This is a genomic window from Pseudaeromonas pectinilytica, from assembly GCF_054780855.1.
Genome location: NZ_BAAGVN010000363.1, coordinates 51,165 through 76,080, shown reverse-complemented (window position 1 = coordinate 76,080; position 24,916 = coordinate 51,165). Strand labels below are relative to the sequence as shown.

25 protein-coding genes are annotated in these 24,916 nt (G+C 56.5%); 7 read left to right on the top strand and 18 right to left on the bottom strand.

Annotated features, from left to right (window positions below):
- Nucleotides 1-218 precede the first annotated feature (218 nt).
- The 12 genes from ACYVG7_RS21485 to gspC form a co-directional block, all read right to left on the bottom strand.
- Entirely contained in the window at nt 219-974 is a 756-nt protein-coding gene (locus tag ACYVG7_RS21485; RefSeq protein WP_460885149.1) for a type II secretion system protein N, read from the bottom strand.
- On the bottom strand, nt 971-1,447 hold the full coding sequence (gene gspM, locus ACYVG7_RS21480; protein ID WP_460885148.1) for a type II secretion system protein GspM: 477 nt from the start codon (nt 1,445-1,447) through the stop codon (nt 971-973). Before gspM ends, ACYVG7_RS21485 begins: the two co-directional genes overlap by 4 nt.
- Entirely contained in the window at nt 1,444-2,628 is a 1,185-nt protein-coding gene (gene gspL / locus ACYVG7_RS21475; protein WP_460885147.1) for a type II secretion system protein GspL, read from the bottom strand. The genes gspM and gspL overlap by 4 nt, the downstream gene beginning before the upstream one ends.
- Entirely contained in the window at nt 2,625-3,623 is a 999-nt protein-coding gene (gspK, locus tag ACYVG7_RS21470) for a type II secretion system minor pseudopilin GspK (RefSeq protein WP_460885146.1), read from the bottom strand. Before gspK ends, gspL begins: the two co-directional genes overlap by 4 nt.
- Nucleotides 3,620-4,255 carry a type II secretion system minor pseudopilin GspJ gene (gene gspJ / locus ACYVG7_RS21465; protein WP_460885145.1) on the bottom strand — a complete coding sequence of 212 codons (636 nt, stop codon included), beginning with the start codon at nt 4,253-4,255 and terminating at the stop codon, nt 3,620-3,622. Before gspJ ends, gspK begins: the two co-directional genes overlap by 4 nt.
- Nucleotides 4,242-4,601: a type II secretion system minor pseudopilin GspI gene (gene gspI, locus ACYVG7_RS21460; RefSeq protein ID WP_460885144.1), complete on the bottom strand. Its 360-nt coding sequence runs from the start codon at nt 4,599-4,601 to the stop codon at nt 4,242-4,244. Before gspI ends, gspJ begins: the two co-directional genes overlap by 14 nt.
- Nucleotides 4,598-5,251: a type II secretion system minor pseudopilin GspH gene (gene gspH, locus ACYVG7_RS21455; RefSeq protein WP_460885143.1), complete on the bottom strand. Its 654-nt coding sequence runs from the start codon at nt 5,249-5,251 to the stop codon at nt 4,598-4,600. Before gspH ends, gspI begins: the two co-directional genes overlap by 4 nt.
- Nucleotides 5,252-5,692 (bottom strand): type II secretion system major pseudopilin GspG, encoded by a 441-nt coding sequence (gspG, locus tag ACYVG7_RS21450; protein WP_460885142.1) that lies wholly within the window; start codon nt 5,690-5,692, stop codon nt 5,252-5,254.
- A 63-nt stretch (nt 5,693-5,755) separates the two neighbouring features.
- Nucleotides 5,756-6,976 carry a type II secretion system inner membrane protein GspF gene (gene gspF, locus ACYVG7_RS21445; protein ID WP_460885141.1) on the bottom strand — a complete coding sequence of 407 codons (1,221 nt, stop codon included), beginning with the start codon at nt 6,974-6,976 and terminating at the stop codon, nt 5,756-5,758.
- A 2-nt stretch (nt 6,977-6,978) separates the two neighbouring features.
- Complete coding sequence (gene gspE / locus ACYVG7_RS21440; protein WP_460885200.1) at nt 6,979-8,439, bottom strand: type II secretion system ATPase GspE; 1,461 nt, start codon at nt 8,437-8,439, stop codon at nt 6,979-6,981.
- 71 nt (nt 8,440-8,510) lie between these two features.
- Nucleotides 8,511-10,523 (bottom strand): type II secretion system secretin GspD, encoded by a 2,013-nt coding sequence (gene gspD / locus ACYVG7_RS21435; RefSeq protein ID WP_460885140.1) that lies wholly within the window; start codon nt 10,521-10,523, stop codon nt 8,511-8,513.
- A gap of 23 nt (nt 10,524-10,546) precedes the next feature.
- Nucleotides 10,547-11,437 carry a type II secretion system protein GspC gene (gene gspC, locus ACYVG7_RS21430; RefSeq protein ID WP_460885139.1) on the bottom strand — a complete coding sequence of 297 codons (891 nt, stop codon included), beginning with the start codon at nt 11,435-11,437 and terminating at the stop codon, nt 10,547-10,549.
- 184 nt (nt 11,438-11,621) lie between these two features.
- Here gspC and hslR point away from each other — a divergent pair, with 184 nt between their 5' ends.
- From hslR to pckA, 3 genes are all read left to right on the top strand, one after another.
- A complete protein-coding gene (hslR, locus tag ACYVG7_RS21425; protein ID WP_460885138.1) occupies nt 11,622-12,032 on the top strand; it encodes a ribosome-associated heat shock protein Hsp15 in 411 nt (136 codons plus the stop codon).
- A 32-nt stretch (nt 12,033-12,064) separates the two neighbouring features.
- On the top strand, nt 12,065-12,949 hold the full coding sequence (hslO, locus tag ACYVG7_RS21420; RefSeq protein WP_460885137.1) for an Hsp33 family molecular chaperone HslO: 885 nt from the start codon (nt 12,065-12,067) through the stop codon (nt 12,947-12,949).
- A 320-nt stretch (nt 12,950-13,269) separates the two neighbouring features.
- Nucleotides 13,270-14,892, top strand: a complete 1,623-nt coding sequence (gene pckA, locus ACYVG7_RS21415) for a phosphoenolpyruvate carboxykinase (ATP) (RefSeq protein WP_460885136.1) — start codon at nt 13,270-13,272, stop codon at nt 14,890-14,892.
- Between the two features lie 103 nt (nt 14,893-14,995).
- Here pckA and greB read toward each other — a convergent pair whose 3' ends face one another.
- Complete coding sequence (gene greB / locus ACYVG7_RS21410) at nt 14,996-15,481, bottom strand: transcription elongation factor GreB (RefSeq protein WP_460885135.1); 486 nt, start codon at nt 15,479-15,481, stop codon at nt 14,996-14,998.
- Nucleotides 15,482-15,722: 241 nt separating this feature from the next.
- On the opposite strand from greB, the gene ACYVG7_RS21405 reads away from it, so the two are divergent.
- On the top strand, nt 15,723-18,026 hold the full coding sequence (locus ACYVG7_RS21405; RefSeq protein ID WP_460885134.1) for a Tex family protein: 2,304 nt from the start codon (nt 15,723-15,725) through the stop codon (nt 18,024-18,026).
- 100 nt (nt 18,027-18,126) lie between these two features.
- Here ACYVG7_RS21405 and ACYVG7_RS21400 read toward each other — a convergent pair whose 3' ends face one another.
- From ACYVG7_RS21400 to bioH, 3 genes are all read right to left on the bottom strand, one after another.
- Nucleotides 18,127-19,005 (bottom strand): putative metalloprotease CJM1_0395 family protein, encoded by an 879-nt coding sequence (locus ACYVG7_RS21400; RefSeq protein WP_460885133.1) that lies wholly within the window; start codon nt 19,003-19,005, stop codon nt 18,127-18,129.
- A gap of 66 nt (nt 19,006-19,071) precedes the next feature.
- Nucleotides 19,072-19,302 carry a flagellar basal body rod C-terminal domain-containing protein gene (locus tag ACYVG7_RS21395; RefSeq protein WP_460885132.1) on the bottom strand — a complete coding sequence of 77 codons (231 nt, stop codon included), beginning with the start codon at nt 19,300-19,302 and terminating at the stop codon, nt 19,072-19,074.
- A 28-nt stretch (nt 19,303-19,330) separates the two neighbouring features.
- On the bottom strand, nt 19,331-20,143 hold the full coding sequence (gene bioH / locus ACYVG7_RS21390) for a pimeloyl-ACP methyl ester esterase BioH (protein ID WP_460885131.1): 813 nt from the start codon (nt 20,141-20,143) through the stop codon (nt 19,331-19,333).
- Between the two features lie 305 nt (nt 20,144-20,448).
- Here bioH and ACYVG7_RS21385 point away from each other — a divergent pair, with 305 nt between their 5' ends.
- The 3 genes from ACYVG7_RS21385 to nfuA all read left to right on the top strand — a co-directional run bounded on the left by ACYVG7_RS21385 (nt 20,449) and on the right by nfuA (nt 23,373).
- Nucleotides 20,449-21,909 (top strand): ammonium transporter, encoded by a 1,461-nt coding sequence (locus tag ACYVG7_RS21385; protein WP_460885130.1) that lies wholly within the window; start codon nt 20,449-20,451, stop codon nt 21,907-21,909.
- 304 nt (nt 21,910-22,213) lie between these two features.
- On the top strand, nt 22,214-22,726 hold the full coding sequence (locus ACYVG7_RS21380; protein ID WP_460885129.1) for a ComF family protein: 513 nt from the start codon (nt 22,214-22,216) through the stop codon (nt 22,724-22,726).
- Nucleotides 22,727-22,794: 68 nt separating this feature from the next.
- Nucleotides 22,795-23,373 (top strand): Fe-S biogenesis protein NfuA, encoded by a 579-nt coding sequence (gene nfuA, locus ACYVG7_RS21375; RefSeq protein ID WP_460885128.1) that lies wholly within the window; start codon nt 22,795-22,797, stop codon nt 23,371-23,373.
- A gap of 49 nt (nt 23,374-23,422) precedes the next feature.
- Here nfuA and gpsA read toward each other — a convergent pair whose 3' ends face one another.
- Nucleotides 23,423-24,427, bottom strand: a complete 1,005-nt coding sequence (gene gpsA / locus ACYVG7_RS21370; RefSeq protein ID WP_460885127.1) for an NAD(P)H-dependent glycerol-3-phosphate dehydrogenase — start codon at nt 24,425-24,427, stop codon at nt 23,423-23,425.
- Between the two features lie 4 nt (nt 24,428-24,431).
- Complete coding sequence (gene secB / locus ACYVG7_RS21365; protein ID WP_460885126.1) at nt 24,432-24,905, bottom strand: protein-export chaperone SecB; 474 nt, start codon at nt 24,903-24,905, stop codon at nt 24,432-24,434.
- Between the last annotated feature and the right edge of the window lie 11 nt (nt 24,906-24,916).

Sequence of the window (24,916 nt, the reverse complement as noted above, 5' to 3'; positions counted from 1 at the left end):
CATCGACAAGGGAGCACACGCTGACACGCCGTGAACCCATCCCTGGCGCGGAGGGTCAGCTTAGCGCTACCCAATCGCTGTCGTGAAGTTCTGCTATTCGAAATGGCTATTCGCAGGCTGAAGCCTGGATCCATCCAACGAGCAGATAACCAAAAGGCGCCCGCGGCGCCTTTTGGTTGGGGGAATTCAGCCCCCGTGATGAAATCAGAAACTAGCCGCTATAACCGGCCAACATAGTTCAGACGAATAGCACCCTGGCTATCCCGCTGGCCGAGAAAATTCATCCCCTGGGCAAACGACGGCGGCAATTCGACACCCGGCGTCAGCGTGCCCTGAAAGCTGTAGTTACCCTTGAAATCCAGCTCGGCCCGGCCATTCAGCTTGAGCTGTGGTGAGTCTTGCTGCACCTTGGCTACCCATTTGCCCTGCTCGCAGCTCAACTGCGCCCTGGCCTCGTCCAAGCGCAGAGCGCCCATCGGGCTCTGCACCTCGGCACCACGCCAGAGCAAGTTGCCAGCCAGGGTGACACACTGCTGCGGCGTGATAATGAGCTCAGCCAGCTGCAAGCGCACATCGCCCGTGGCGGTCACCGGAACCGGTAAGGGCATTGGCGCCTGGCTCAATAACCAGGCCGCATCTGCACGCAGATCGACATCCCGCCAACGGATGCCGGAGGCCCAACCTAGCTCAGCTTGCCCCTGCAGCGTATTGCGATCCTTGAAGCTCAGCTCGATCACTGGATCAAACAGTAGCACGCTGCTCAGCGGCAGATGCCAGCCCACCTTCTGCAACAATTTACCCCGCCACATCACCTGTTCGAAATCACCCTGCCAAAGGGTACCACTCGGGCCGCTCAGTACCAGCCCCGGCGGCAACGGAAACCAGGGCAGAACCCGGGCCACCGGACATTGGCTGATCAGAAAGAATAGATAACAGGCTACCGTGAATACACCGGTCAACAGGATACGCTTCATTCGTTACGCCCCACTTGCAAACGGCGAACCTTGACCATCCCCTTCCCCCCTTCAGCTGCCAGCTCGATCATCTGCACCGAGACGGCATAATCCCGCTCCATGATCACCAGCCAGTTCATCAAGCGTTCAAACTCCACCGGGTTCAACTCCAGCTGCAGCTGTTTATCCAGCGGCTGGAGTCGGGTCAGGGAGAGCCCCAACTGTTTGGAGGTGGTCGTTGCAACCGCCTCCAACGTGGCCCCCAGATCCGGCTGGCGACCCGTGCGTCCCTGCCCCTGTGGTAGATCGGCGGCCCGGAGCTGCATCCAGGCCAGGGTTCCGCGCTGCACATCCCGTTGCTGCTCCGCCGTCTCGATCCCTTGGATCAACGGCCGCCACGCCCCCCAATACAGCAGGGCAATCAGCAGCAGAATGCCGCCGATACCCACTAATTGTCGCTCCCGACCACTGAGGCTATTCCACCAACTGCTCATGACTTGCTCCTCAGGATCAGGGTGCCCTGCACCTTGCCATTGCTACTCTTCATATCCCCCGGCTTGACCGTGAAATCATTAGCGGTCAGCTGGCGAAAGCGATCAAAGTCTTGATAACCATTGCCTGTCGCCTGCAGGCGGAACTCACCCTGTTTCTGATCGAAGCGCAGTTGCTCCAGCGTCAAGCCACTGGACTGGGTAAACACCGGCACCAGCTTCATCAACTGACGAATAAAACCCGCTTGCTGCCCCGACTCGCCGAGAGCCTGCAGATGCTGCTTCATTTGGGTTTTCGGATTGATCACCCGGGTCTCACCGGGGAACAGTTGCTTATAGAGCTGGACACTCTGGGTTCGCAGGCTGGCCGCCTCGGCGCGAACCTCTTGCCAATAGAGCACCCGATTGCTCACCAGCAGCACCAGCAGGGTTGCCGCCAGCAGCGCCACTTTGCGCCAGGGCCGCCACAGACGCTGCCATTCCGGCTGGATACGATACTCACCACTGAGCAGATTGCCACGAGCCAGCGGCGCGCCCAACGCCAGCAAGCGCATCGGTAACTCAGCGGGCTCAGCCAGCCACTCCCCGGGAGCATCCTGCGGTGGGGCACTGTAGCTGCTGATCGTCGGCAATGGCTCAAACCCCGCCAGCAAGACGTTCAGCCAGGCCTCTTCGACCTGCATGCCAGCATATTCACTCTGCCGGAATAGCCACTGGTCACCGAGTTTGACGGCGCTCCAACCCTCGTCTGCACGCGGCAGTGCCAGCACATCCGGCAGCAACTGCTTGAGGCTCAAGCCTGCGGCCTCGATCCAGCCGAGCCACTGGCTCATGCGCTTGTGATCCACCGCCAGCAGCGACACCTGCTTGCCCTGGCTGCCTAACACCACCAGATGCAAGGATTCCACATCGCTGGCCACCTCTTCTTCCAGCAGGAACGGCAATGCCTTGAGGCTCTGCCGGGTCAGCTTGCCCGGCAGCGTGACCTCACGGAACAGTACTTCGGAAGAGGGCACCAGACCAATTACCGGTCGACCACCGGCCCGCTCCTTGAGTAACGCCAGTTCGGCAGCATCAAGCAGAGTTCCGCTGGCAATAATTTCCCGTTCACTCTGGGACCACACCAGCCAATGCACAGGGTCCGTGGCGCGCACGCCAAGACGGATCACCAAATATTCGTTCACTCCAAGCCTCCGTACTGTCGGCGGATCACGACGACCTTGTTGCTACTCTGTCGCTTGAACAGCGTGATGAAGCGCACCTGCACCTCATCCATCTCAATCTGCAAGCGAGCTTCAAAAAAGTGACTATTCACATCGATGCTTTTTTGCACCTTGTCACCCAATCCGCTATTGGCATTCATGACCTCGGCAATCGTCATAAAAGTCGTTACTGATTCCCAACCATCCTTGGGTCGCGCCTGCAGGACAGTCAACGCCTCATCCTTGCTCATCTGTCCGAGAAACAACGCAGATAACAAAGGAGCCTGGGTTTCGCGCAAAGTGTTGACGTTGACTTTCAACTCCACGGCGGTGCCTTGGGCCGTCGAGGGCAGAGCGCAGACAAGAGGCTGCAACCGTCGATAGATGCTGGCACTGATGCCACGAACCAGACGTAATTCACTGACATCGACCAACGGCCCATTGGCCGCCAGATAGGGAACCCTCAACGATTGATACCAGGAATCTTCCGCCCCCAGACTGGAAACCAATTCATCATCGGTATCCACCCAATCGCGCAACGCATCCGTGATCTGGCTGGCATCGAATTCATCGACATTCACAGCCATCAACAAGTGTTTAAATACATTGGCATTATATGGCAGCGTGCTCTCTGCGGTGGCACTGCCGCCATTGATGGCGTTGAGATTGAAGCAGGCTTGTCCGTCTCTGACCTCCCCCATGATCACACCTTCATCCACCGGAAACACCTGGTTGGGAGTGGCCCAGTATTGCCCCAGGTGGGTGCGATTCGGGCTGTCCTTGATATCCTGATTCAGGGTCTTGGTCACCAGGGTTTCTGCCCCCAAGGCGTACCATTTGGCCTGGCTTTGCCGCACCAGATTCGAGGTACGGAACAGTTCGGTCTGGAAACGATTGCTGATGTTGGCCGCCAGGACCACCATGACCACCAGGATCATCAGCACCACCAGCAAAGCGACGCCTCGTTGCTGCTTCATTGGCTAGCCACCTGCGTCAATAAAAACAATCGCCGCAGCACGCCATAATCGGTGAGCTCCAACTCGAGCTCTATGGCACGAGGAAGTTGAGCCGTATTACTCCACTCGGTAGCCCAGGCCCCATTGGTATAGAAACGCAGTTTGAAACTTTTCACCCCATCCAACAGAGGGGTCACCACGGGTTCGGTACCGACCACGGGATCCACGTATAGATAGCTCAGCCGCTCCAGCTTATTCTCGCGCAATCGATAACCGACCTTCTGCAAGTTGGAACGTGGCAGTTGAGCGCCTGGATTAAACCAGCCATTACGGATAAAGGAGACCGACCAATCATCGCTTTCCATCTGGAAACGGGCGGCCTGAAACACCACCTTGCTCACCTCGCCATTGGTGCGTGAGGTTCTGGGGACTGCCTGGCTAAAATCTCGCTCCAGCATGCTGAAGACCCGCTGCAACATTGCCAGACGCTCGACCTTGATCCTGGTCTGGGCATCATTTTGCATCACGCCCTGGAGCACCTGATAAGCACTCAGACTCAGTCCTGCCAGGATCACTAGTGCCAGCAACACCTCCAGCAGGGTAAAACCTGCCGAACGGAAACGGTCAGGATGAGACCGTTTAGCGAGAAACATAAGTACGCAGTGACATGCGAGGGTTTTTGGCCTTTTCTTCACTGCGAACCTCAACATCTAGTGCCCGAAAATTCGAATCCTGGGTTTCCACGCCGCGCCAGCGCCAGTACCAGGTCTGTCCGGCCATCTCTTCCTTGCCATTGGTCCAGGATAGACCCGGCCAGTTCTTACGCAGCGCTACCTCGACTTGGCGGTTATCTGCCACCCAGGTGGCAATCGTCTTTTCTTCCAGCAGAGTCAGACCGACCAGCTGTTGCGACACGGTACGCACCACGGTCAACCCAGCCACGGCAAAGATGGCCAGAGCCACCATCACCTCGAGCAGGGTCATGCCGCGGACTCTCATTCCTTCGCCTCGGCTTCGACTTCGGACCGGGTCAGCACCCGGACTTGCCCGGTTTCATCCCCACGCAGCTGGATATAGTTTTTATCCAGCTCGTTAGCATCCTCATCCACCGGTGGCGTCAGTGTCAGCTGGAATGGGGTGATCTCTCCGCCCGGCAGCAGCAGGATTTGGGGTTCAGGATTGGTTTCATCGCGCTGGCTAAACCAGTCGACCTTATCCAGACCAACCCGATTCTCTTCGTTGTCCAGAGCCAAGCCCCCAAGCTCGAGTTCGACTTCGGTTCCCTCCGGGAAGGTGGCTTTGGTCAGCAACTTCTCTTTTTCGTAGTTCACCCAGACTTGATCGTCCCAAGCCGTCGCGACCTGATTCGACTCTGTGGTAACGGCCTGATCCGCACTTTTTTGCTGCCGCACCATAAACTGATAGCCGCTCTTGTCGACCCGCAGACCTATGGTGCGCCCCTCCAGCATCGCCTGTTCGGCAATCTGGCTGACCAGGGCCTGCAAGCGCTCGCTCTGGGTCTTGATATCGCCGTCACCCTGCGAGCCTACGCCGGGCATGGAGAGTACGACTATGCCGACCGCACAGCCGATGATCACCATCACCAACATGATTTCAATCAGGGTAAAACCACGGCTCTTGCTGGGCATTTATTCGCTGCCCTTCTTCTGATCCATGTTCCAGTTACCGATGTCATCATCGCTACCGGCTTCGCCATCCAACCCAGGGGAGAATACGTCGATCTTGCCGTGCTCACCCGGGCTCATCAGCTGGTAGGCATTGCCCCACGGATCTTGCGGTAAACGCTTGATGTAGCCATCGCTGCTGTAGTTACGCGGCTCCGGCTCACCTTGCGGCTTGGTCACCAGCGCCTCTAATCCCTGTTCAGTGGTCGGGTAGCGGCTGTTGTCCAGCTTGTACATGTCGAGGGCATTTTCCAGTGCCACGATATCGCTGACCGCCTTCTGCCGATCGGCCTGGTCCTTTTTACTCATCAGATTCGGCACCACCATGCTGGCCAGAATGCCGAGGATGACGATAACCACCATGATTTCGAGCAGGGTAAAACCACCTTGACGCTGTGTAGACATGAAAGACTCCCGTTATAACGTCGCTAACTTAAAGGCCAGGCGAGCCGGAATGACCCTGGGCCGTTACATGCTCACCATGTTATTCAATTCCAGGATCGGTTGCAGGATCGACATGACGATAAACAGCACGATCGCCGCCATCGACACCACCAGCGCCGGTTCAAATACCCCGAGAGCCAGATTGACCTGACCTTCGAATTCCCGATCCTGGTTATCCGCCGCCCTCTCCAGCATGTTGTCCAACTCGCCGCTGCGTTCACCCGAGGCAATCATGTGCAGCATCATGGGCGGAAACAACTTGGTCTGCTCCAATGCCGTGCGCAGGCTACTGCCTTCCCGCACGCGCTCGGAGGCGGCCACCAGCCGGGCGCGGGCGTAATCGTTGGTCAACACCTCACCGCTGATGCGCATCCCTTCCAGCAAGGGTACGGCGCTGGAGTTGAGGATACTTAAGGTACGGGCATAGCGGGCGGTATTGATGCCGCGCGCGACCCGACCGATGACCGGTAAACGCAACAGCAAGGCGTGATAACGGATCCGCCGCTCCGGCTTGCGATTCCACCAGCGGAAAAACAGTAACGCGCAGCCCAGCAGCAGGACCACAGCAAGGCCATAATCACGGACAAAATCACTGGCTCCCATCAGGATGCGGGTCGATAGCGGCAGTTCCTGCTTCATGTGCACAAACTGTTCGACCACCTTGGGTACCACCGAGGAGAGCAGGATCGCGATCACACCGACCGCCACCAGCGTCAACACAATCGGGTAGATCATCGCCTGCATCAGCTTGTTCTTCATCTGCTGGCGTTGTTCGGTGTAATCCGCCAACCGATTGAGTACCTTTTCCAGGTGACCGGATTTTTCCCCAGCCGCCACCATGGCGCGATAGAGTTGGTCAAACACCGACGGAAAGGTTGCCATCGCCTCGGCCATGGCATGGCCTTCCAGCACCTTGCCGCGCACCGCCGAGATCAGGGTGCGCTGCTTGGGCTTTTCGCACTGTTCGGCCACCGCCTTGAGTGATTCCTCAATCGGCAGGGCAGCCGCCACCAGGGTGGCCAACTGACGGGTGATCAACGCCAGATCGCCGGTACTCATCGACGGTCGGAACAGTGAAAAACCGCTCGCCTCACGCCGGGCTTTTTCCACCGTCTCCGTGACCTCCAGTGGCGTCAGTCCCTGCTCACGCAGTTGCTGACGCACCAGGCGCGCGGAGTCAGCCTCCAGCACGCCGTGCTTGCGGCGGCCTTTGGCATCCAGGGCCTGATACTCGTAAGCAGCCATGGCTAATCCTCCCGGGTGACCCGCAGCACTTCTTCCAGACTGGTGATGCCCAGCATCACCTTATCCAGACCGTCGCTGCGAATGCTCGGGGTAAAAGCGCGGATCATCCGTTCGATAGCGAGTTCACCCGCTTCGGCGTGGATCGCCTCCCGCACCGCCTCATCCACCAGCAGTAATTCATGAATGCCGGTCCGCCCGCGGTAGCCGGAGTAGTTGCACTCCTCGCACCCCTTAGGTCGGTAGATGGTCGGGTTGTCCTGCGCCGGAAGACCCAGCAGCAGTTTTTCCTGCTCAGTCAGCTGATGAGGCTCACGGCAGTGCGGACACAGGGTTCGCACCAGCCGCTGGGCCAGAACAGCCAATAACGAAGTCGACAGCAAGAAGGGTTCAATGCCCATATCCCGCAAGCGGGTGACAGCGCCGATGGCGGTGTTGGTGTGCAAAGTTGACATCACCAGGTGACCCGTCAGCGAGGCTTGCACTGCAATTTGCGCGGTTTCCAAATCACGGATTTCCCCAACCATCACCACATCCGGATCCTGCCGCAAAATGGCGCGCAGGCCGCGGGCAAAGGTCATATCCACCTTGGTATTAACCTGGGTCTGGCCGACGCCTTCCAGGTCATATTCGATAGGATCTTCTACCGTCAGGATGTTGCGGTCCTTGGAGTTGATCTCCGACAGCGCCGCGTACAGGGTGGTACTCTTGCCCGAGCCGGTCGGCCCGGTGACCAGAATGATGCCGTGGGGTTTGCGGATCAGCGTCGAGATATGTTCCCGATTGCGCGCCGTCATGCCCAGTTGTTTCAGTTCCAGACGGACGTTGTTCTTATCCAGCAAGCGCAATACCACCCGCTCGCCATGGCTGGAGGGCATAGTCGAAACCCGGACATCGACCGCTCGCCCACCAATGCGCAAGGCAATCCGGCCATCCTGGGGCACCCGCTTCTCGGCAATATCCATCTTGGACATCACCTTGATCCGCGAGACCAGCAGCGATGCCAGTTTGCGGTGAGGACGCAGAATTTCACGTAACACGCCATCGATGCGGAAACGGATGATCAGATGCCGCTCGAAAGTCTCGATATGGATATCCGAGGCCTCTTCCTTGATGGCTTCACTGAGCATGGCGTTGATCAGCCGGATAATCGGAGCATCATCCTCGGCATCCAGCAAATCTTCGTTGTCCGGCAGCTCCTCGGCCAGCGTGAAGAAGTCGACCTCGTTGCCGATATCCTCCATCATCTGCCGCGCCTCGGACGAATCACGTTGATAGCTCATCATCAGGTGTTCATCGAAAGCTTCCGTCTCCAGAAACTCGACCCGGAACGGCGCTCCGGCGACCCGGCGCACCTCGAGCAGAGTCTCCGGTGATACACATGGCCGACACAGCAGGCGCAACTCGCCCTCCTGCCCCTCGAGAATGACGCCGCGATCGCGGGCAAACGCAAAGTGCAGGCGCACGCCATCACCATATTCAGCCTGTGACTCGACGCCGAGAACCTCCTGTGACCGCTCCAACACCGGCACCTCCCTCACTGGCCTTGGGTCGTGGCACGACCCGCCGCTGCGGCCTCGGCCTGCTTGGCCCGGAATAGCTCGATCTCTTTTTGCAATTCAGGCGACAAGGTGGCACCTGAGCCATAGGCAGGCATCACCGGCGTGGTTATCTCATCGGGCATCAGGCGCAAACCCTTGCTGGCCCGATCCAGTTGCTCGGCGCGGAACATGCTGTATTTGGCGTTGGAAATCCCGGAGTAGGTCACCGGATCCCGCAGGATCACTGGGCGGATAAACACCATCAGGTTGCGTTTGGTCTTATCGGTACTGGTGGACTTGAACAGCTCACCCAGTACTGGGATATCCCCCAGTAAAGGCACCTTGGAGACCACCTCATTGGTTTTCTCGTCCAAAAGACCACCAAGCACGACAGTCTCGCCGCTCTTGACCAGCACCGTATTCTTGATGGTGCGCACATTGAAGGTAGAACCAAGATCGCTATTGGCACTGGCGCTATCGACACTGGACACTTCTTGTTCGATCTCCAACAACACAGAATCGCCTTCGTTGATCTGGGGCTTAAATTTCAGCTTGGTGCCGACGGTCTTACGTTCGATGGTGTTGTATACCGTCGAAGCATCGGTCGAACTCTGGGAGCCAGTCTTAACGGGGACTTCCTGCCCGACATTGAACTCGGCTTCCTGGTTATCCATGGTGGACAGACTTGGCGTCGCCAAAACATCACTCTTAGAGTCGGTCTGCAGGGCCGTCAACAAGGCAAACCAGTCGCCATGATAGAAACCCAGTGCCGCCCCCGATACGCCAGCCAGTGCACTCTTGCTCGCATCGCTGGGATCCGAGCCAATCGCATCGACGAAGGTACTAACTGGGAGGGGGGAAGTAGTGCTGTCGGCAAACTGCACCATGCCCGCATTGGTATTACCCCACTGCACGCCCAGCTGTGCCCCCGTGCCATTGGCGACCTCGACGATGATCGCTTCGACCAGGACCTGAGCGCGGCGGATATCCAGTCGGGAGATCACCTTCTCCAGTTCCTGCATCTCATCGGGTTGGGCAGTGATGACCAGCGCATTGGTCTGTTCATCCGCCTCGATGCTCATCTTTTTAGCAGTAGCAGCGCCCTGCTGGCCGCCCCCCTGCTTCTTATCCTGAATACTCTTGCTGACGCCGGTCAGCACTTCGACCAGATTCTTGGCCTTGGCGTATTTGAGGTAGTACACCTTGGTGTTGCCGTCATTTTGCTGATCCTTGTCCAACTGCCGGATCATCTGCATCACCCGCTGCCGGGCCTTGGGATCGCCCGACACCACCACCGAATTGGTTCTATCATCAGCCACCACTTTCGGTGCTAACAAAGAGCTCATGCTGGTTTTGCCGTCATCCTTGGTCAACGCACTGATTAGACGCACAATCTCGGCAGCAGAGGCGTACTTCAACCGCACAATATCCACATCCTGGTCACCGACCTTATCCACGCGACGGACAATATCCACCAGACGGTTGACCACCATGGCACGACCGGTAATCAACAGTACGTTGGAGGGCTCGTAGTGCACCACGTTGCCACCACCGGCATTGTCGTTGAGCTGGCGTAACAAAGGCGCCAACTCACGAACCGAGACGTTACGCACCGGAACCACCCGGGTCACCATTTCATCACCTGAGCCGGGGGCCGCATCATCCACCACCGGGATCCCGGAGGTTTTCGCGGTATTGGAGCGCAACACCTTGAGCACACCGTTATCCATGGTCACCACGGAGAAGCCATAGACATCCAGCACGCTGAGGAAAAACTGGTAATACTGCTCGTCGTTCAGCAGGTCATAGCTGCGGACGTTGATTTTGCCACGCACCGAGGGGTCGACAATGATGGTCTTGTTCAGGTTCTTGCCGACCGTATTGATGAACTCTTGAATATCAGTTCCTTTGAAACTGGCAGAAAACTCGGCCGACCGGGCAAGCGGACTGCCCAGCAGGGTCGCGGCCAAGATACAGGCCAGTAGCGTAGAGATTCCCTTGTTACTCATTAACTGCGTGACTCCAGTTTTAGTTATTCCGTCAGCTTGATGTAGATATCCTGCTGCTGGCCATTACGCTCCACCGTCAGGTTCATCTCGGTCATCGAAGACAATTGATTCATGATTTGCATGGCCTGGCCATTATCGCGCAGGTCATAGCCATTGATGCTGACCGCCAGGTCATTGGATTGCAGTCCAAGGCGATGGAAGAAGGCAACATCCTTGCCCGGGTTGATGCGATACCCCTGCATCTTGCCGTCCGTCATGATCGGGGAAATATTGACATAATCGAGCAACTTCCCCGGATTTTTCACTAGATCGTTACGTAATTGGCTCAGCTCGGGCGTGCCACCACTCGCCTCTGGGGCTGTCGGTTGCTGCTGCCCCAGCGCCTTGAACTCTTCACCATCCAGCATCAGTGTTTCATCCTGCCCCTGGTTATCCAGGATCACCCGATCCGGTAAAATATCCCGTAACCTGGCCTGGGTACCAGTCACCAGATCCCCGATGCCATAACTCGACTCTTCGCCGCCATTGATGATGATGGCGATCGACCGATCGGCCTGATTACTGGCCAACACCCCGGTCAACGTCAAATTCAATCGCGTACGCGGCATGGCCTGCTGTCGATCCGAACTGCCAGCGACCGGACGCTTGGCTGCGGGCGCCTCTGCTTTACCAAACAACGCCAGCTGCAGCAAAGAGCGCACATCCAACGGATTAGCGGCCGGTGGCGCACCGCTCCCCGTCAGGGTCGGACGAATCAAGGGTTGTGCCGGCCCCTTGGCCGCAGGCAGCAGTTGCCAGGTCAGAGTGGCCAACTGCTGGCAACAGAGGATCAGTAATATCCCGAATGCACCCTGGCTTAATCGGGATATGGGCAAGCCAGCCAGCCATTTAACAAGACGATCCCGTGGTTCCATGCCTATTCCCTGATGTCGCAATACCAAAATGACAGAATCCTCGCCCTGTGAACGAGCTCGGTATTCTCACCCGTCAGCTCAGAGCTGACAACCCACCAAGTCCGCGCTAGTTCAAATTCCTGAATCCTGCCAGCCCTTATCCTCTGTTATAATCGTTCGGCGTGACACAAGGTGAGACAATTCGATGACAAAAGCCGAATCAGCCAGCAATCAGGTGCGTCTGGACAAGTGGTTGTGGGCTGCACGCTTCTACAAGACTCGCGCCATCGCTCGAGCCATGATTGAAGGCGGCAAGGTTCACTACAATGGTCAGCGCAGCAAACCCGGAAAAGTGCTTGAAGTCGGAGCCCTGATCACCCTGCGACAGAGCGACGAGGAAAAAGAGGTCGTGGTACTGCAGCTCAGCGAACAAAGACGCAGCGCCCCGGAAGCCCAGCAGTTATATGCCGAAACTGACGCCAGCCGCATCAAGCGCGAACGTCAAGCCGAGGCTCGACGACTGAACAGCCTGTACGCCCCGCATCCGGATCAGCGGCCGGACAAGAAACAACGACGTCAATTAGTCCGCCTCAAACAGGGCAACACAGAGTCATAACCGCAGCCAAGACATATATATAGAGAGATATGATGAAAAAACCGGATCAGCTGTATCGCTATCTATTTGAACACTACCAAGTCCGCGGCGAACTGGTGCAACTGGATGAGACGTTTCACCAGATGGTGGCGGCCCAGACATATCCGGAGCCGGTACGCCGCTTGTTGGGCGAATTGCTGGTAGCAACCAGCTTGCTCACCGCCACCTTGAAATTTTCAGGTGCCATCACGGTGCAGTTGCAAGGAAATGGCCCGGTGCGGCTGGCAGTGATCAACGGCGACGACCAACAACAACTGCGCGGTGTGGCGCGCTGGGAAGGCGATATGCCAACGGAGCCGACCCTCAAGGCCCTGGTGGGCGATGGCCAGTTGATCATCACCATATCCCCGGAAGAGGGCGAACGCTATCAGGGGATAGTGGCACTGGAAACCGACAGTCTGGCTCGCTCGCTGGAAAGCTATTTCGCACAATCTGAACAGCTGGCCACGCGGATCTGGATCCGCACCGGCGGCACCCATGATGCGCCGCTGGCGGCCGGTATGCTGTTGCAATCCCTCCCTGCCAGTGGCGAGGAGCATGCCGACCAGTTTGACCATCTGAGCAAACTGACAGATACCATCAAGGACGAAGAGCTGTTCACCTTGCCGGCCGAGGAGATCCTCTACCGCTTGTACCACGAAGAAGAAGTCCGCGTGTTCGATCCTCAGGACATCCGCTTCCTGTGCACCTGCTCCCGCCAGCGTTGCGAACAGGCGCTGTTGCAACTTGGTCAAGGTGAAGTGGAAGCCATGATTCAAGAGCAGGGGCAAGTCGATATGCACTGTGACTACTGCGGTACTCACTATCTGTTTGATGCCATTGATGCCCAAGTGCTGTTCAATGACAACCGGGCCAGCGGTAACGATGCGGTACACTAACGCCTGAGTGCAACCACCCTTTCCCCACAGGAGGCCATTGGCCTCCTTTTTATGGCAGAGCCCGCACAAATTTGGTGCTGCATCGCACATTATCCATATCTTTTATGTTGTCATTATTCATCTGCCCATTTTGGCTTTTTCAGTATAAGTCACTGGAAAGAAACGATTTCAATGGTGCATCAGCAACGCCCAATAACAACCCAGCCCGATCCTGCTCATAAGCTATCCCGGTTCTTTGACTCGGGTCGCTTTTCTCCCCGTCAGCGCTGTCTAGACTCAGATCCAGATAGACCATACCGCTACGACACCAGGAGAAGACAATGGCAAACCAAGCTACCCTGGCTGATGTATTAAGCCTCGAGCAATACGGCATTCATGATGTGGCCGAGATAGTACGCAATCCCTCGTATGAACAGCTGTTTATCGAAGAAACTAATCCGGCATTGACCGGCTTCGAACGCGGTGTGGTGACCTCTATGGGGGCGGTCAAAGTGGATACCGGCGTTTTCACTGGACGCTCACCCAAGGATAAGTATCTGGTGCTGGACGATACGACTCGAGACACTGTCTGGTGGAGTGATGGCGGCAAGAATGATAACAAACCGATCAGCCCGGAAATATGGACTCACCTGAAGCAGTTAGTTGGCGAAGAACTCTCTGGCAAACGTCTGTTTGTGGTGGATGGCTACTGTGGAGCCAATCCGGATACCCGACTGAAGGTTCGGATCATCACCGAAGTGGCCTGGCAGGCGCATTTTGTCAAAAACATGTTTATCCGTCCGAGCGAGGCGGAGTTGGTCGACTTTATGCCCGATTTCGTAGTGCTCAATGGCTCCAAGTGCGTCAACCCGCAATGGAAAGAACAGGGACTCAACTCCGAGAACTTTGTCGCCTTCAACCTGACGGAAAACCTGCAGGTTATCGGCGGCACCTGGTATGGCGGCGAGATGAAGAAGGGCCTGTTCTCGGTCATGAACTACCTGTTGCCACTGCGTGGCATTGCCTCCATGCACTGCTCTGCCAACGTGGGGAAAGATGGCGATGTGGCGGTGTTCTTCGGTCTCTCCGGCACCGGTAAAACCACACTATCGACCGATCCGAAACGAGCACTGATCGGTGATGATGAACATGGCTGGGACGACAGCGGCGTCTTCAACTTTGAAGGTGGCTGCTATGCCAAAACCATCAAGCTGTGTAAGGAAGCCGAGCCGGATATTTACAATGCTATCCGCCGGGATGCCTTACTGGAGAACGTCACCGTCGATGAACAGGGCGTTGTCGATTTCAATGATGGCAGCAAGACCGAAAATACCCGGGTTTCTTACCCGCTCTACCATATCGACAATATTGTCAAACCGGTATCAGCCGCCGGGCATGCCACCAAGGTCATATTCCTGACCGCCGATGCCTTCGGGGTGTTACCTCCGGTATCCAAGCTGACCAAGGAGCAAACCAAATACCATTTCCTGTCCGGTTTCACGGCTAAATTGGCGGGTACCGAACGCGGCATCACCGAACCCCAACCAACCTTCTCCGCCTGTTTCGGCAAAGCTTTCCTGACGCTGCACCCAACCAAATATGGCGAGGAATTGGTCAAGCGTATGGAGGCAGCCGGTGCTGAGGCTTATCTGGTCAATACGGGCTGGAATGGCACCGGCAAACGGATCTCCATCAAGGATACTCGCGCCATCATCGACGGCATCCTTGATGGCTCCATCGAGCAGGCCGAGATGAAGACCTTGCCTATTTTCAACCTGGCGATCCCGCTGGAGTTGCCCAATGTAGACGCCCACATTCTGGATCCTCGCGACACTTATTCCAGTGATGCCGAATGGCAAAGTAAAGCTCTGGATCTTGCCGGGCGTTTCATTAAAAACTTTGTCCCCTACACTGACAACGAGGAAGGCAAGCGACTGGTTGCGGCCGGACCTCAACTCCCTTGATCCAGCTCCAATCCGTCCCATATGACAAACGGACCGCGAGGTCCGTTTGGTTTTTCATGCAAAGCCATTACCGACATGCCAGAACAAAACTGCAAAATCCCGGTCAGGACTCTTTGGCAGAGGGATAACGGATCAGGTTGATATACCAACTTTTTTTCCCGGTGGGGGTTTCCACCAGTGCCTCATCATCCACAGATTTCTTCAGCAAGGCTCGGGCCATAGGTGAATCAATCGAGATGTAATCCTTACGCTGATATATTTCATCCGGCCCGACGATCCGCAACCGCAGGCTCTCGCCGGCATCATTTTCGATCTCGACCCAGGCGCCGAAGAAGACCTTGCCATCCTGCTGGGGGGAGTAATCGACTACCCGGATCTCTTCCAACCGCTTGCGCAAATAGCGGACCCGCCGATCGATTTCCCGCAGTAACTTCTTGTTATAGTGGTAATCGGCATTCTCGGAACGGTCACCCAGACTCGCCGCCCAGGTCACCTTTTTGGTGACGTCGGGTCGTTTTTCACGCCACAAATGGTCAAGTTCCTGCTGTAAGGCTTCATAGCCTTCTCGGGTGATCAGATTTGTTTTCATAAGGCAAACTTGAGGAATAGTATCCAGACTCGAAACGCGAGCCTCCTTTATAGCGACTGTAGCCCTGAGTTTGAAGCACTAAGCATCCAGCTTGGCATGGGGATCCCGGAATCCGGCGCTATTTCCTGCCCTGCTGTTCGCTCCCGGCAAGCTGAGCTATGCTGTAGCCCCCGATGAAACATCAGATATCCGATATCGGGTGCTCGTCCGATCACGTCCGTTGCTACAGAAGAGAATCCAGATGCTATCCATTCCTCATATTCTAGCCACCGAGCTCAATGCCCGTCCCGAGCAGGTCGAAGCCGCCATCCGCCTGCTGGATGAAGGGTCTACTGTGCCTTTCATCGCCCGTTATCGCAAAGAGATCACTGGCGGACTCGACGACACCCAACTGCGAAATCTGGAGCAACGGCTCGGCTATCTGCGTGAACTCGAAGAGCGGCGGCAGGTCATCCTCCATTCTATCGACGAGCAGGGCAAATTGACGCCTGCGCTGCGAGCCGACATTATCGCCGCCGACACCAAGACTCGGCTGGAAGATCTCTATCTGCCCTACAAACAAAAACGGCGCACCAAAGGCCAGATCGCCATTGAAGCGGGTCTGGAGCCACTGGCCGAGTTGCTGTTTACGGATCCGACTCGTCATCCAGAACAGGAAGCGCAGGTCTATGTGAACCCTGAGTTGCAGCTCCCCGATACCAAAGCTGCACTGGATGGCGCTCGCTATATCCTGATGGAGCGCTTTGCCGAGAACGCCACCCTGCTGGAAAAGCTGCGGAATTACCTGTGGCAGTACGGCCTGCTGCAATCCCGGCTAGTCGCGGGCAAGGCTCAGGAAGGTGCCAAGTTCAAAGACTATTTTGAACACCAGGAGCCGATTGCCAAGACCCCTTCCCACCGCACACTGGCCATGTTGCGCGGGCGCAACGAAGGGATCCTGGCCCTTGCCATCGGTGTCGAAAGCGAGTCTGCTGCCCACCCCTGTGAGGCCATGATAGCGAATCAGGTTGGCATTCAGGCCAAGGGGCGTCCGGCCGATGGCTGGCTCGCCAGCGTGGTCAGCTGGACCTGGAAGATCAAACTCGCCACCCAGATGGAAACCGAGTTGCTGGGGCGGCTACGAGAGCTGGCCGAAGCGGAAGCGATCCGCGTCTTTGCCAGCAACCTCAAGGATCTGCTGATGGCGGCCCCCGCCGGAATGAAAGCCACCATGGGCTTGGATCCGGGGATCCGGACCGGCGTCAAAGTCGCGGTGGTCGATGCCACCGGTAAGGTGGTAGCAACCGACACCGTTTACCCGTTTGAGCCAAAACTTCAGGTTGAACGGGCTATTCAGACCATCCATGCCTTGTGCCAGAAACATAATGTCGGACTCATCAGCATTGGTAATGGCACCGCGTCGCGAGAAACCGACAAGCTGGTGGCCCAGATGTTGAAACAGAACCCCGAGTGTCAGGCACAAAAAGTAGTGGTCAGCGAAGCCGGGGCCTCTGTGTATTCCGCATCCGAGCTGGCGGCACTGGAATTTCCAGATCTGGATGTCTCACTGCGCGGTGCCGTCTCGATCGCCCGCCGACTGCAGGATCCATTGGCCGAACTGGTCAAGATTGATCCCAAGAGTATTGGCGTCGGTCAATACCAACATGATGTCAGCCAGAGCCAACTAGCGCGTAATCTGGATGCTGTAGTTGAGGATTGCGTCAACGCCGTCGGGGTGGACGTGAACACGGCCTCGGTGCCGCTGCTGACCCGGGTTTCCGGCCTCAGCAAAACCCTGGCCCAGAATATTGTCAGCCATCGCGACGAACAGGGTGCATTCCGCAACCGTTCACAACTGCTGAAAGTCACTCGTCTTGGCCCCAAGGCGTTTGAACAGTGCGCCGGATTCCTGCGCATTCAGGGTGGAGACAATCCTCTCGATGCCTCATCGGTGCACCCGGAAGCCTATCCGGTGGTAGAGCGCATCCTGGCCCGCACCGGTAAAGCCGTGCATGAACTGATTGGTAACAGTCCGCTCCTCAAAGAGCTCAAACCCGCTGAGTTTACCGATCCTCGATTCGGGGTGCCGACCGTCAGCGATATCATTGGTGAACTGGATAAACCTGGCCGCGATCCACGCCCCGAGTTCAAGACGGCCACCTTCCGGGAAGGAGTGGAAACCATCCGCGACCTGCAACCCGAGATGGTGCTGGAAGGTACCGTCACCAACGTCACCAACTTCGGTGCCTTTGTCGATATCGGCGTGCATCAGGATGGGCTAGTCCATATCTCGGCGCTGACCGACCGCTTCATCAAGGATCCGCGAGAAGTCGTCAAGGCGGGCGACATAGTGCGCGTGAAGGTGCTGGAAGTGGATGTAGAGCGCAAACGCATTGCCCTGACGATGCGTCTGCAGGATCAGGCACCCAAAGCGACAGCCAATCGGGAGACTCGTGCTCCCGCCTCCGCCAGCCCGACTCCCCGGCGCGAGGAGCGCGCCCCCCGACAAGAAACACCGAGCAATAACGCATTTGCCGATGCCTTCGCCAAAGCGAAACGCAAGTAAGCAGGAAGACGAACGGGGAGCCAAGGCTCCCCGTTTTCATTTGAAAATGTTCGTCAAAGGTTTTCAGGGGTTGCCGGAAATCGCCGGAAGAGCCAGTCAATCAGGCATAGCGGCTGAGTTGGGATTCAGGCTCTGGTTGCCACGCCAATTCATAGCGGCGAGAGATAACCTGCCCTCGTTGCGTCATCAAATCGGTCAGGGACTCCTGAACATAACTCCGGCTACGACTCACCACTGGCGACGATTCCACATTTGTCGATGCGGTACTGTCGCCATCTTGAGTCTTAGGGGCACTAGCGCTCGCACCTTGGCTTTGCAGTTCTGCGCGCGCCGCCATGGCCATCTGCGCGGCCTTGGCCGCGACCGCATGATCCTGCCCGGAAGGGTCGACAGGGGCCAGAGCAGCAGCTTGAACCTGCTGCATCTTGCGAATCGTTGCTGCCGGATTTGCTTCTGCAGAGATATCGATCTGCACCTCGCCACCGGTAGCATAACGGCCACCATCGGGACCCGACTGCATGGTAAAGCTGGGAGCCGAGGCATACTGGCCGCCGACCGCCTGGTGGGCCTGCTCATGAGCCCGGACTTCGCGATCACGTTGTTTCAGCGAATCAACAATCAACTGTTCCGCTTGCTGTTGACGTTTGGTTTGCTCATCCCCGGAACTGGAGCGTCCACCGGATTGACCGCTCCCCTGGCCTTGGCCTTGCTGCCGACCTTGTTGTTCATCATTGACTGCCGCAACATCTTGTTGTGACGTCGAAGCTCGGCTACCGCTTTCCGGTTGATATGTGACTGGACGATTGTCGTTATTCCGTGCCCGATCTTTTTCACTACCGACCTGAGATTCTTTCGCATAAGCATCCCCGCGCTGAGCTGCGGGGATCAGCTCGCGTTGCTGGCTGTCACGGCGCGCGGCTTCAACAGCCGGTTGCAGCGCCAGAGGCACAAAATTGGGATAGCTGGGTGCTATATTCATCTCAAACTCGATTCATCTCAAATGAGTTCATCATCTCTTCGGGCCCGCGACCCGACACTCACATCGTCACACCCGAACATCGAGCAGGGTGCCCATCATCTCATCGGCGGCTTTGACCACCTTAACGGACGCCTGACCACTCTGTTCAGCAACCATTAAATTCACCAGCTCAGCGGTCGGGTTCACGGCTTCCGGTTGCGTTGCCAGTTGCGCCAGCTTGGAACTACTCTCATCCACCTGCTGTGTCGCCCGCTGCAGCCCGGTATAGCCTGCATTGAGAGCACTGTTAATTTGCATGTCTGCCTCCAAATACCACAACCACTGCCTAATTATTGGCCAAAACAGCGGTGGAAGAAAGGTCATTCCTCGGTTGCGCAGTAATGAATTCACTGACGACAGCCACGAACTCATTACTTTCAGTAATAAAGGGGGCATGAGCAGAGGCTCGAAAGAGATGGAACTTCACTCTAGGTGTCGACTGCGGCCAAACCTCCTGTACAGCTGCCGGAACCAGGGCATCGAGTCGCCCCAAAAGATGCAAAGCAGGTCGAGCCAGAATAGAGAGCTCAGCCCGGAGATCCAGTTCTTGCAGCAGACTCAAGCCCGTGCGCAACGCTTGGGGATGAGGAACGGGGCGAGATTGCAACCTTTCGCGCAAAATTCGAACATCATCGCGAGCCGAAGCACTGCCCAGCGCCTGAATCGCCAGAAAGCGCTCGATGGTTTTGTGGGTATCGGCCTGCAACTGGGCCGAGAAGCTGGTGAGCACCTCCGGTTTTACCCCTGGCCACTCTGGTTCTGCGACAAAACGGGGCGAACTGGCAACTGTGATCAGGCTCAGCACCCGTTCCGGATACAAGAACGCCAATCGGATGGCCAACATGCCCCCTAAGGACCAGCCGAGGAGATGAGCTCGCTCAGGTAGCGCTTTCAGCATCAAATCCAGCCAGCTCGATAGATCCGGATCTTCGATACCTAGATCAGCGCTATAGCCAAACCCAGGCAAGTCGATGATATGCAGCCGAAATTGTTTCGAGAGTTCGGTTTTGATGCCATCGAATACCGCACCATTCATGCCCCAGCCATGCAAGAGCACCAAGTCGGGCCCAGTTCCCAATCGTTCGACATAAAGTGTCATTTCTATTTTCTCTTTCCTGAACGGTGGACAAACAATAAGTTTTTACATTTTGCTAACGCACCAGTGTGATGCACCAAAATTAAGCAATACTGTGTAAGAATGCATCACAGCGGAGCGGGGCTGGCATGAATAGTGACAAAAAATCCGCTATCCGAGCTATTTACAGCACCATTTCACTGTTTTTCAGGTTGGCACGTTTCCTGCGATAGATGATTCAGGTTCGCGACATCCTGTCCAGCCACCGAGTTCAACAGAGTTTATCTGTACGAATACCAGGACACGATTCTTTCAGGGAGATACCTACAATGAAACGCTTATTTGCAATTCTGGCACTGGTAGGAGCCTTTGGCTTCACCAGTCCGGCATGGAGCGATGAAACCGCCCCGACTACCGAGGTTGCAACTGAAGTCGCTGCAGCGCCAGCCGCTGAAGCAGCTCCTGCTGCACCTGTGATTACTGTTAACAAAGGCGACAATGCCTGGTTGATGGTATCTGCTGCTTTCGTCATTCTGATGTCAGTTCCCGGTTTGGCTCTGTTTTATGGTGGCCTGGTTCGCACCAAAAACATGCTGTCGGTGCTGATGCAGGTATTCGCCGTCTTTGGGCTGGCGACTATTCTGTGGGTCAGTTATGGCTACAGTATTGCCTTCACTGAGGGGAGTGCCTTCTTCGGTAACTTTTCGAAGATATTCCTCAACGGGGTAACGCCTGACTCGATTGCGGCCACGTTCTCCAAGGGAGCGGGTGTTTCTGAGTTGATTTATGTGGTGTTCCAGGGCGCATTCGCAGCCATCACCTGCTGTTTGATCCTGGGCGCATTCGCCGAGCGAATTCGCTTCTCTGCCGTACTGATCTTCATGGTGCTGTGGTTCAGCTTCTCTTACCTGCCGATGGCACACATGGTGTGGTACTGGGCCGGTCCGGATGCCTATACCAGCGCCGAAGCTGCTGCCGCTGCGGGTAGCACTGCAGGCTGGTTGTTCCAGAAGGGAGCCTTGGATTTTGCAGGCGGTACTGTTGTGCATATCAACGCTGCTATTGCTGGCCTCGCGGGTGCCTACTTTGTTGGCAAGCGTGTCGGTTTTGGTCGCGAATCTATGGCACCGCACAGCCTGACCATGTCCATGATTGGCGCCTGTTTGCTGTGGGTAGGTTGGTTCGGCTTCAATGCCGGTTCTTCACTGGAAGCCAATGGCATCGCGGGGCTGGCTCTGGTCAACACCTGGGTAGCAACGGCAATGGCAACCTTCACCTGGCTGCTGGCTGAGTGGGGCCTGAAAGGTAAGCCTTCCTTGCTGGGTGCTATTTCTGGTGCAGTTGCAGGTCTGGTTGCGATTACCCCGGCATGTGGCTTCGTCGGTGTCCCTGGCGCCATGGTGATTGGTGGTGTCGCAGGTGTCATCTGCCTGTGGGGCGTGCATGGCCTGAAGCGTCTGTTGAATGTCGATGACTCTCTGGATGTCTTCGGTGTGCACGGTGTAGGCGGTATCATTGGTGCACTGCTCACCGGTGTCTTCGCTTCACCTGACCTGGGTGGTACCGGGGTGTGGGATTACGTGGCTAATGCCGTGACTCCTGACTACTCGATTGCTGCACAAGTTAAAATCCAGGCGATCGGTGTCGTCACTACCATCATCTGGTCTGGTGTGGTCTCCGTGGTTGCCTTCTTCATCGTCGACAAGCTGGTAGGTCTGCGTGTACCGGTGGAAGCTGAACGCGAAGGTCTGGATCTGACTTCTCATGGCGAGCGTGCTTACAACTACTAAGCACAGCTGGCAAATGGACAAGGGCGCCCTCGGGCGCCCTTTTTCATCATCTACACTGCTCAAATCTCTCCCCCAACCCGCCGCCGCTATCGCTATGTTGCTGCCTATCAACCGGATGCTTCAGGTATTACGCACCATTGGCACTCATCGCCTGTTACTGGGTGACTGTTTGTTGTGCCGACAATCTTCCCAGACACACCCGCTAATTTGCGATGAATGTCAGGCCGATTTACCGCGCATCCCATTTCCTTGCCCTTATTGCGCATTTCCGCTCGCTGAACCGGGCATCCGCTGCGGGGCCTGTTTGCAGCAGCCTCCCGCTTGGGATCGGCTGCGCGTTCTCGCCGACTATGAAACGCCTTACCGCCAATTGATCCATCGCCTGAAATACCAACGCCACCCTGAATGCGCAGTGCTATTGGCACGCTTGTTCAGTGCCAGTCTCGAGCAGGATGAACGACCGGAGGCATTGCTGCCGGTGCCGTTGCATTGGTGGCGACAGTGGCGACGGGGTTATAACCAAGCGGCAGAACTGGCCCATGCCATTGGTCGGATCCAACACATTCCCGTGGATAGCCACTGCTTGCAGCGCATACGCGCCACACCGGCTCAGGCGCGGCTGAACAAGCAGCAGCGACAAAAAAATTTGCGCGAGGCTTTTACTCTGCACCCAATATCCTATCGCCATGTCGCCGTGGTCGATGATGTGGTCACCACAGGAGCCACCGCCGAACAACTCACACTCCGACTCAAGGCCGCTGGCGTGGAGCGCGTCGAGATCTGGGCGATTTGTCGTACCCTTCGACATCGATCTTGAGGCTAGGCGAGCTCAAACAAGCAGAGTATGATAATTCCGAGCTATTTAGTCAGGATTAGAGGACTGCCATGATCAGCATTTCCGACGCCGCTCAGGCCCATTTCCGCAAACTGCTGGAAAAGCAGCCTGATGGCACCAATATTCGTGTTTTTGTAATGAATGCCGGCACGCCGAATGCCGAGTGCGGTGTTTCATACTGCCCACCCGATGCCGTAGAGCCCGAAGATCTGGTTTTGCCGTTTGCCGGTTTCGATGCGCTAGTCGACGCCCAGAGCGCTCCCTTTCTGGAAGAGGCGGCCATCGATTTTGTTTCCGACCAGATGGGTTCCCAACTGACGCTCAAGGCGCCAAATGCCAAGATGCGCAAGGTTGATGCCGATGCTCCCCTGATCGAGCGCATCGAGTACGTCATTCACACTCAGGTCAATCCATCCCTGGCTGGACACGGTGGCAAAGTGACGCTGCTGGAAATTACCAACGATGGCTATGCGATCCTGCAATTTGGCGGTGGCTGCAATGGCTGCTCCATGATCGATGTCACCCTGAAGGACGGCATCGAGAAGCAGTTTCTGGATCTGTTCCCCGGTGAGATCAAAGGTGTTCGCGATGCTACCGAACATAACCGGGGCGAGCACTCTTTTTACTGACATGCTGCAGTGATTGGATAAAACAAAGCCCCGCGAGCGGGGCTTTTGTCTATTCGTCTTTCTTGTCGCGACTGAGCAGCGCTAGCGCAGCCTCTTTCGGCGGCTTGTTCTGATACAGAATGGCAAAAATCTGTTCACAGATAGGCATCTCGATGCCCTGCCGCGCCGCCAGGATATGGACCTCGCGTGTATTGCGATATCCTTCCACCACCTGGCCGATCTCGTCCATGGCTTGTTCGATACTCTTCCCTGCACCCAAGGCCAGACCAAAACGGCGATTACGCGATTGATTGTCGGTGCAGGTGAGAACCAAGTCCCCTAGCCCGGCCATGCCCATAAAGGTTTTGGCATCGGCACCCAGGGCAACGCCCAAACGCTGCAACTCCACCAGGCCTCGGGTAATCAGGGCGGTGCGGGCATTGGCGCCAAATCCCAGACCATCTGAGAGTCCAGCGCCGATAGCAATCACGTTCTTCACCGCGCCGCCTAGTTGCAAGCCGATGAAATCCGGATTGGTATACACCCGAAACGACTTACCGCAATGCATCAGGTCGGACAGTTCGTCGGCAAAGGCATCATCGGTCGCCGCAACCGAAATCGCGGTTGGCAAGCCAGCGGCCAGTTCACGCGCAAAGGTAGGGCCAGAAATCACCGCCAGAGGCACTGCATCACCTAATGCTTCCCGGGCAACATCCCCCAACAGGCGGCCGCTATCCGGCTCCAACCCTTTGGTCGCCCAGGCGATGCGAGCATCGGCTGCGAGATGAGGCTTGGCTTGACGTAATACGTCGCCGAAGACATGACTGGGAACCACCACCAGCAAGGTCTTGCTTGCCTGAACGGCATACGCAAGATCTGCGGTCAACTCGAGCGTCGGCGGAAAAGGCACGTCCGGTAAAAATAGTTCATTGCAACGTGCCGCTTCAAGCATGGCGATATGCTCAGGCTCATGACCCCAGAGTAGGATCCTCAGCCCTTTACGCGCCAAAGAAATGGCAAGGGCGGTGCCATAAGACCCCGCCCCCAGGACAGATACCACAACATCCTGTGCCATATGCTTAATGGCTCGCAGCTGCTTCTTGTTCCGCTTCCAGCTTGGACATATGAGCGGCAAACAAAGCGTCAAAGTTGACCGGAGCCAGATTCAGCTGCGGGAATGACCCCTTGGTCACCAGAGCAGCGACTGCTTCACGGGCATACGGGAACAGAATGTTCGGGCAGTAGGAACCCAGGCAATGGGCCAGTTGCGGAGCATCCAGATTGGCAGCGGTGAAAATACCAGCCTGCTTCACTTCACACAGGAAAGCCACATCATCACCCAGGCTGCAGGTGACCGTCAGAGTCAGACATACTTCATAGATGTCTTCGGCCAGAACGGCAGTCTTGGTATCCATGTCCAGCTTGACGTCCGGCTGCCACTCTTTTTGGAAGATGGCCGGGGTGTTAGGCGCTTCGAAGGAAACATCCTTGATATAGACGCGTTGGATATGAAATTCAGGTTGCTTTACTTCGTTGCTTGCTGCTTCAGCCATTGACTTAATCC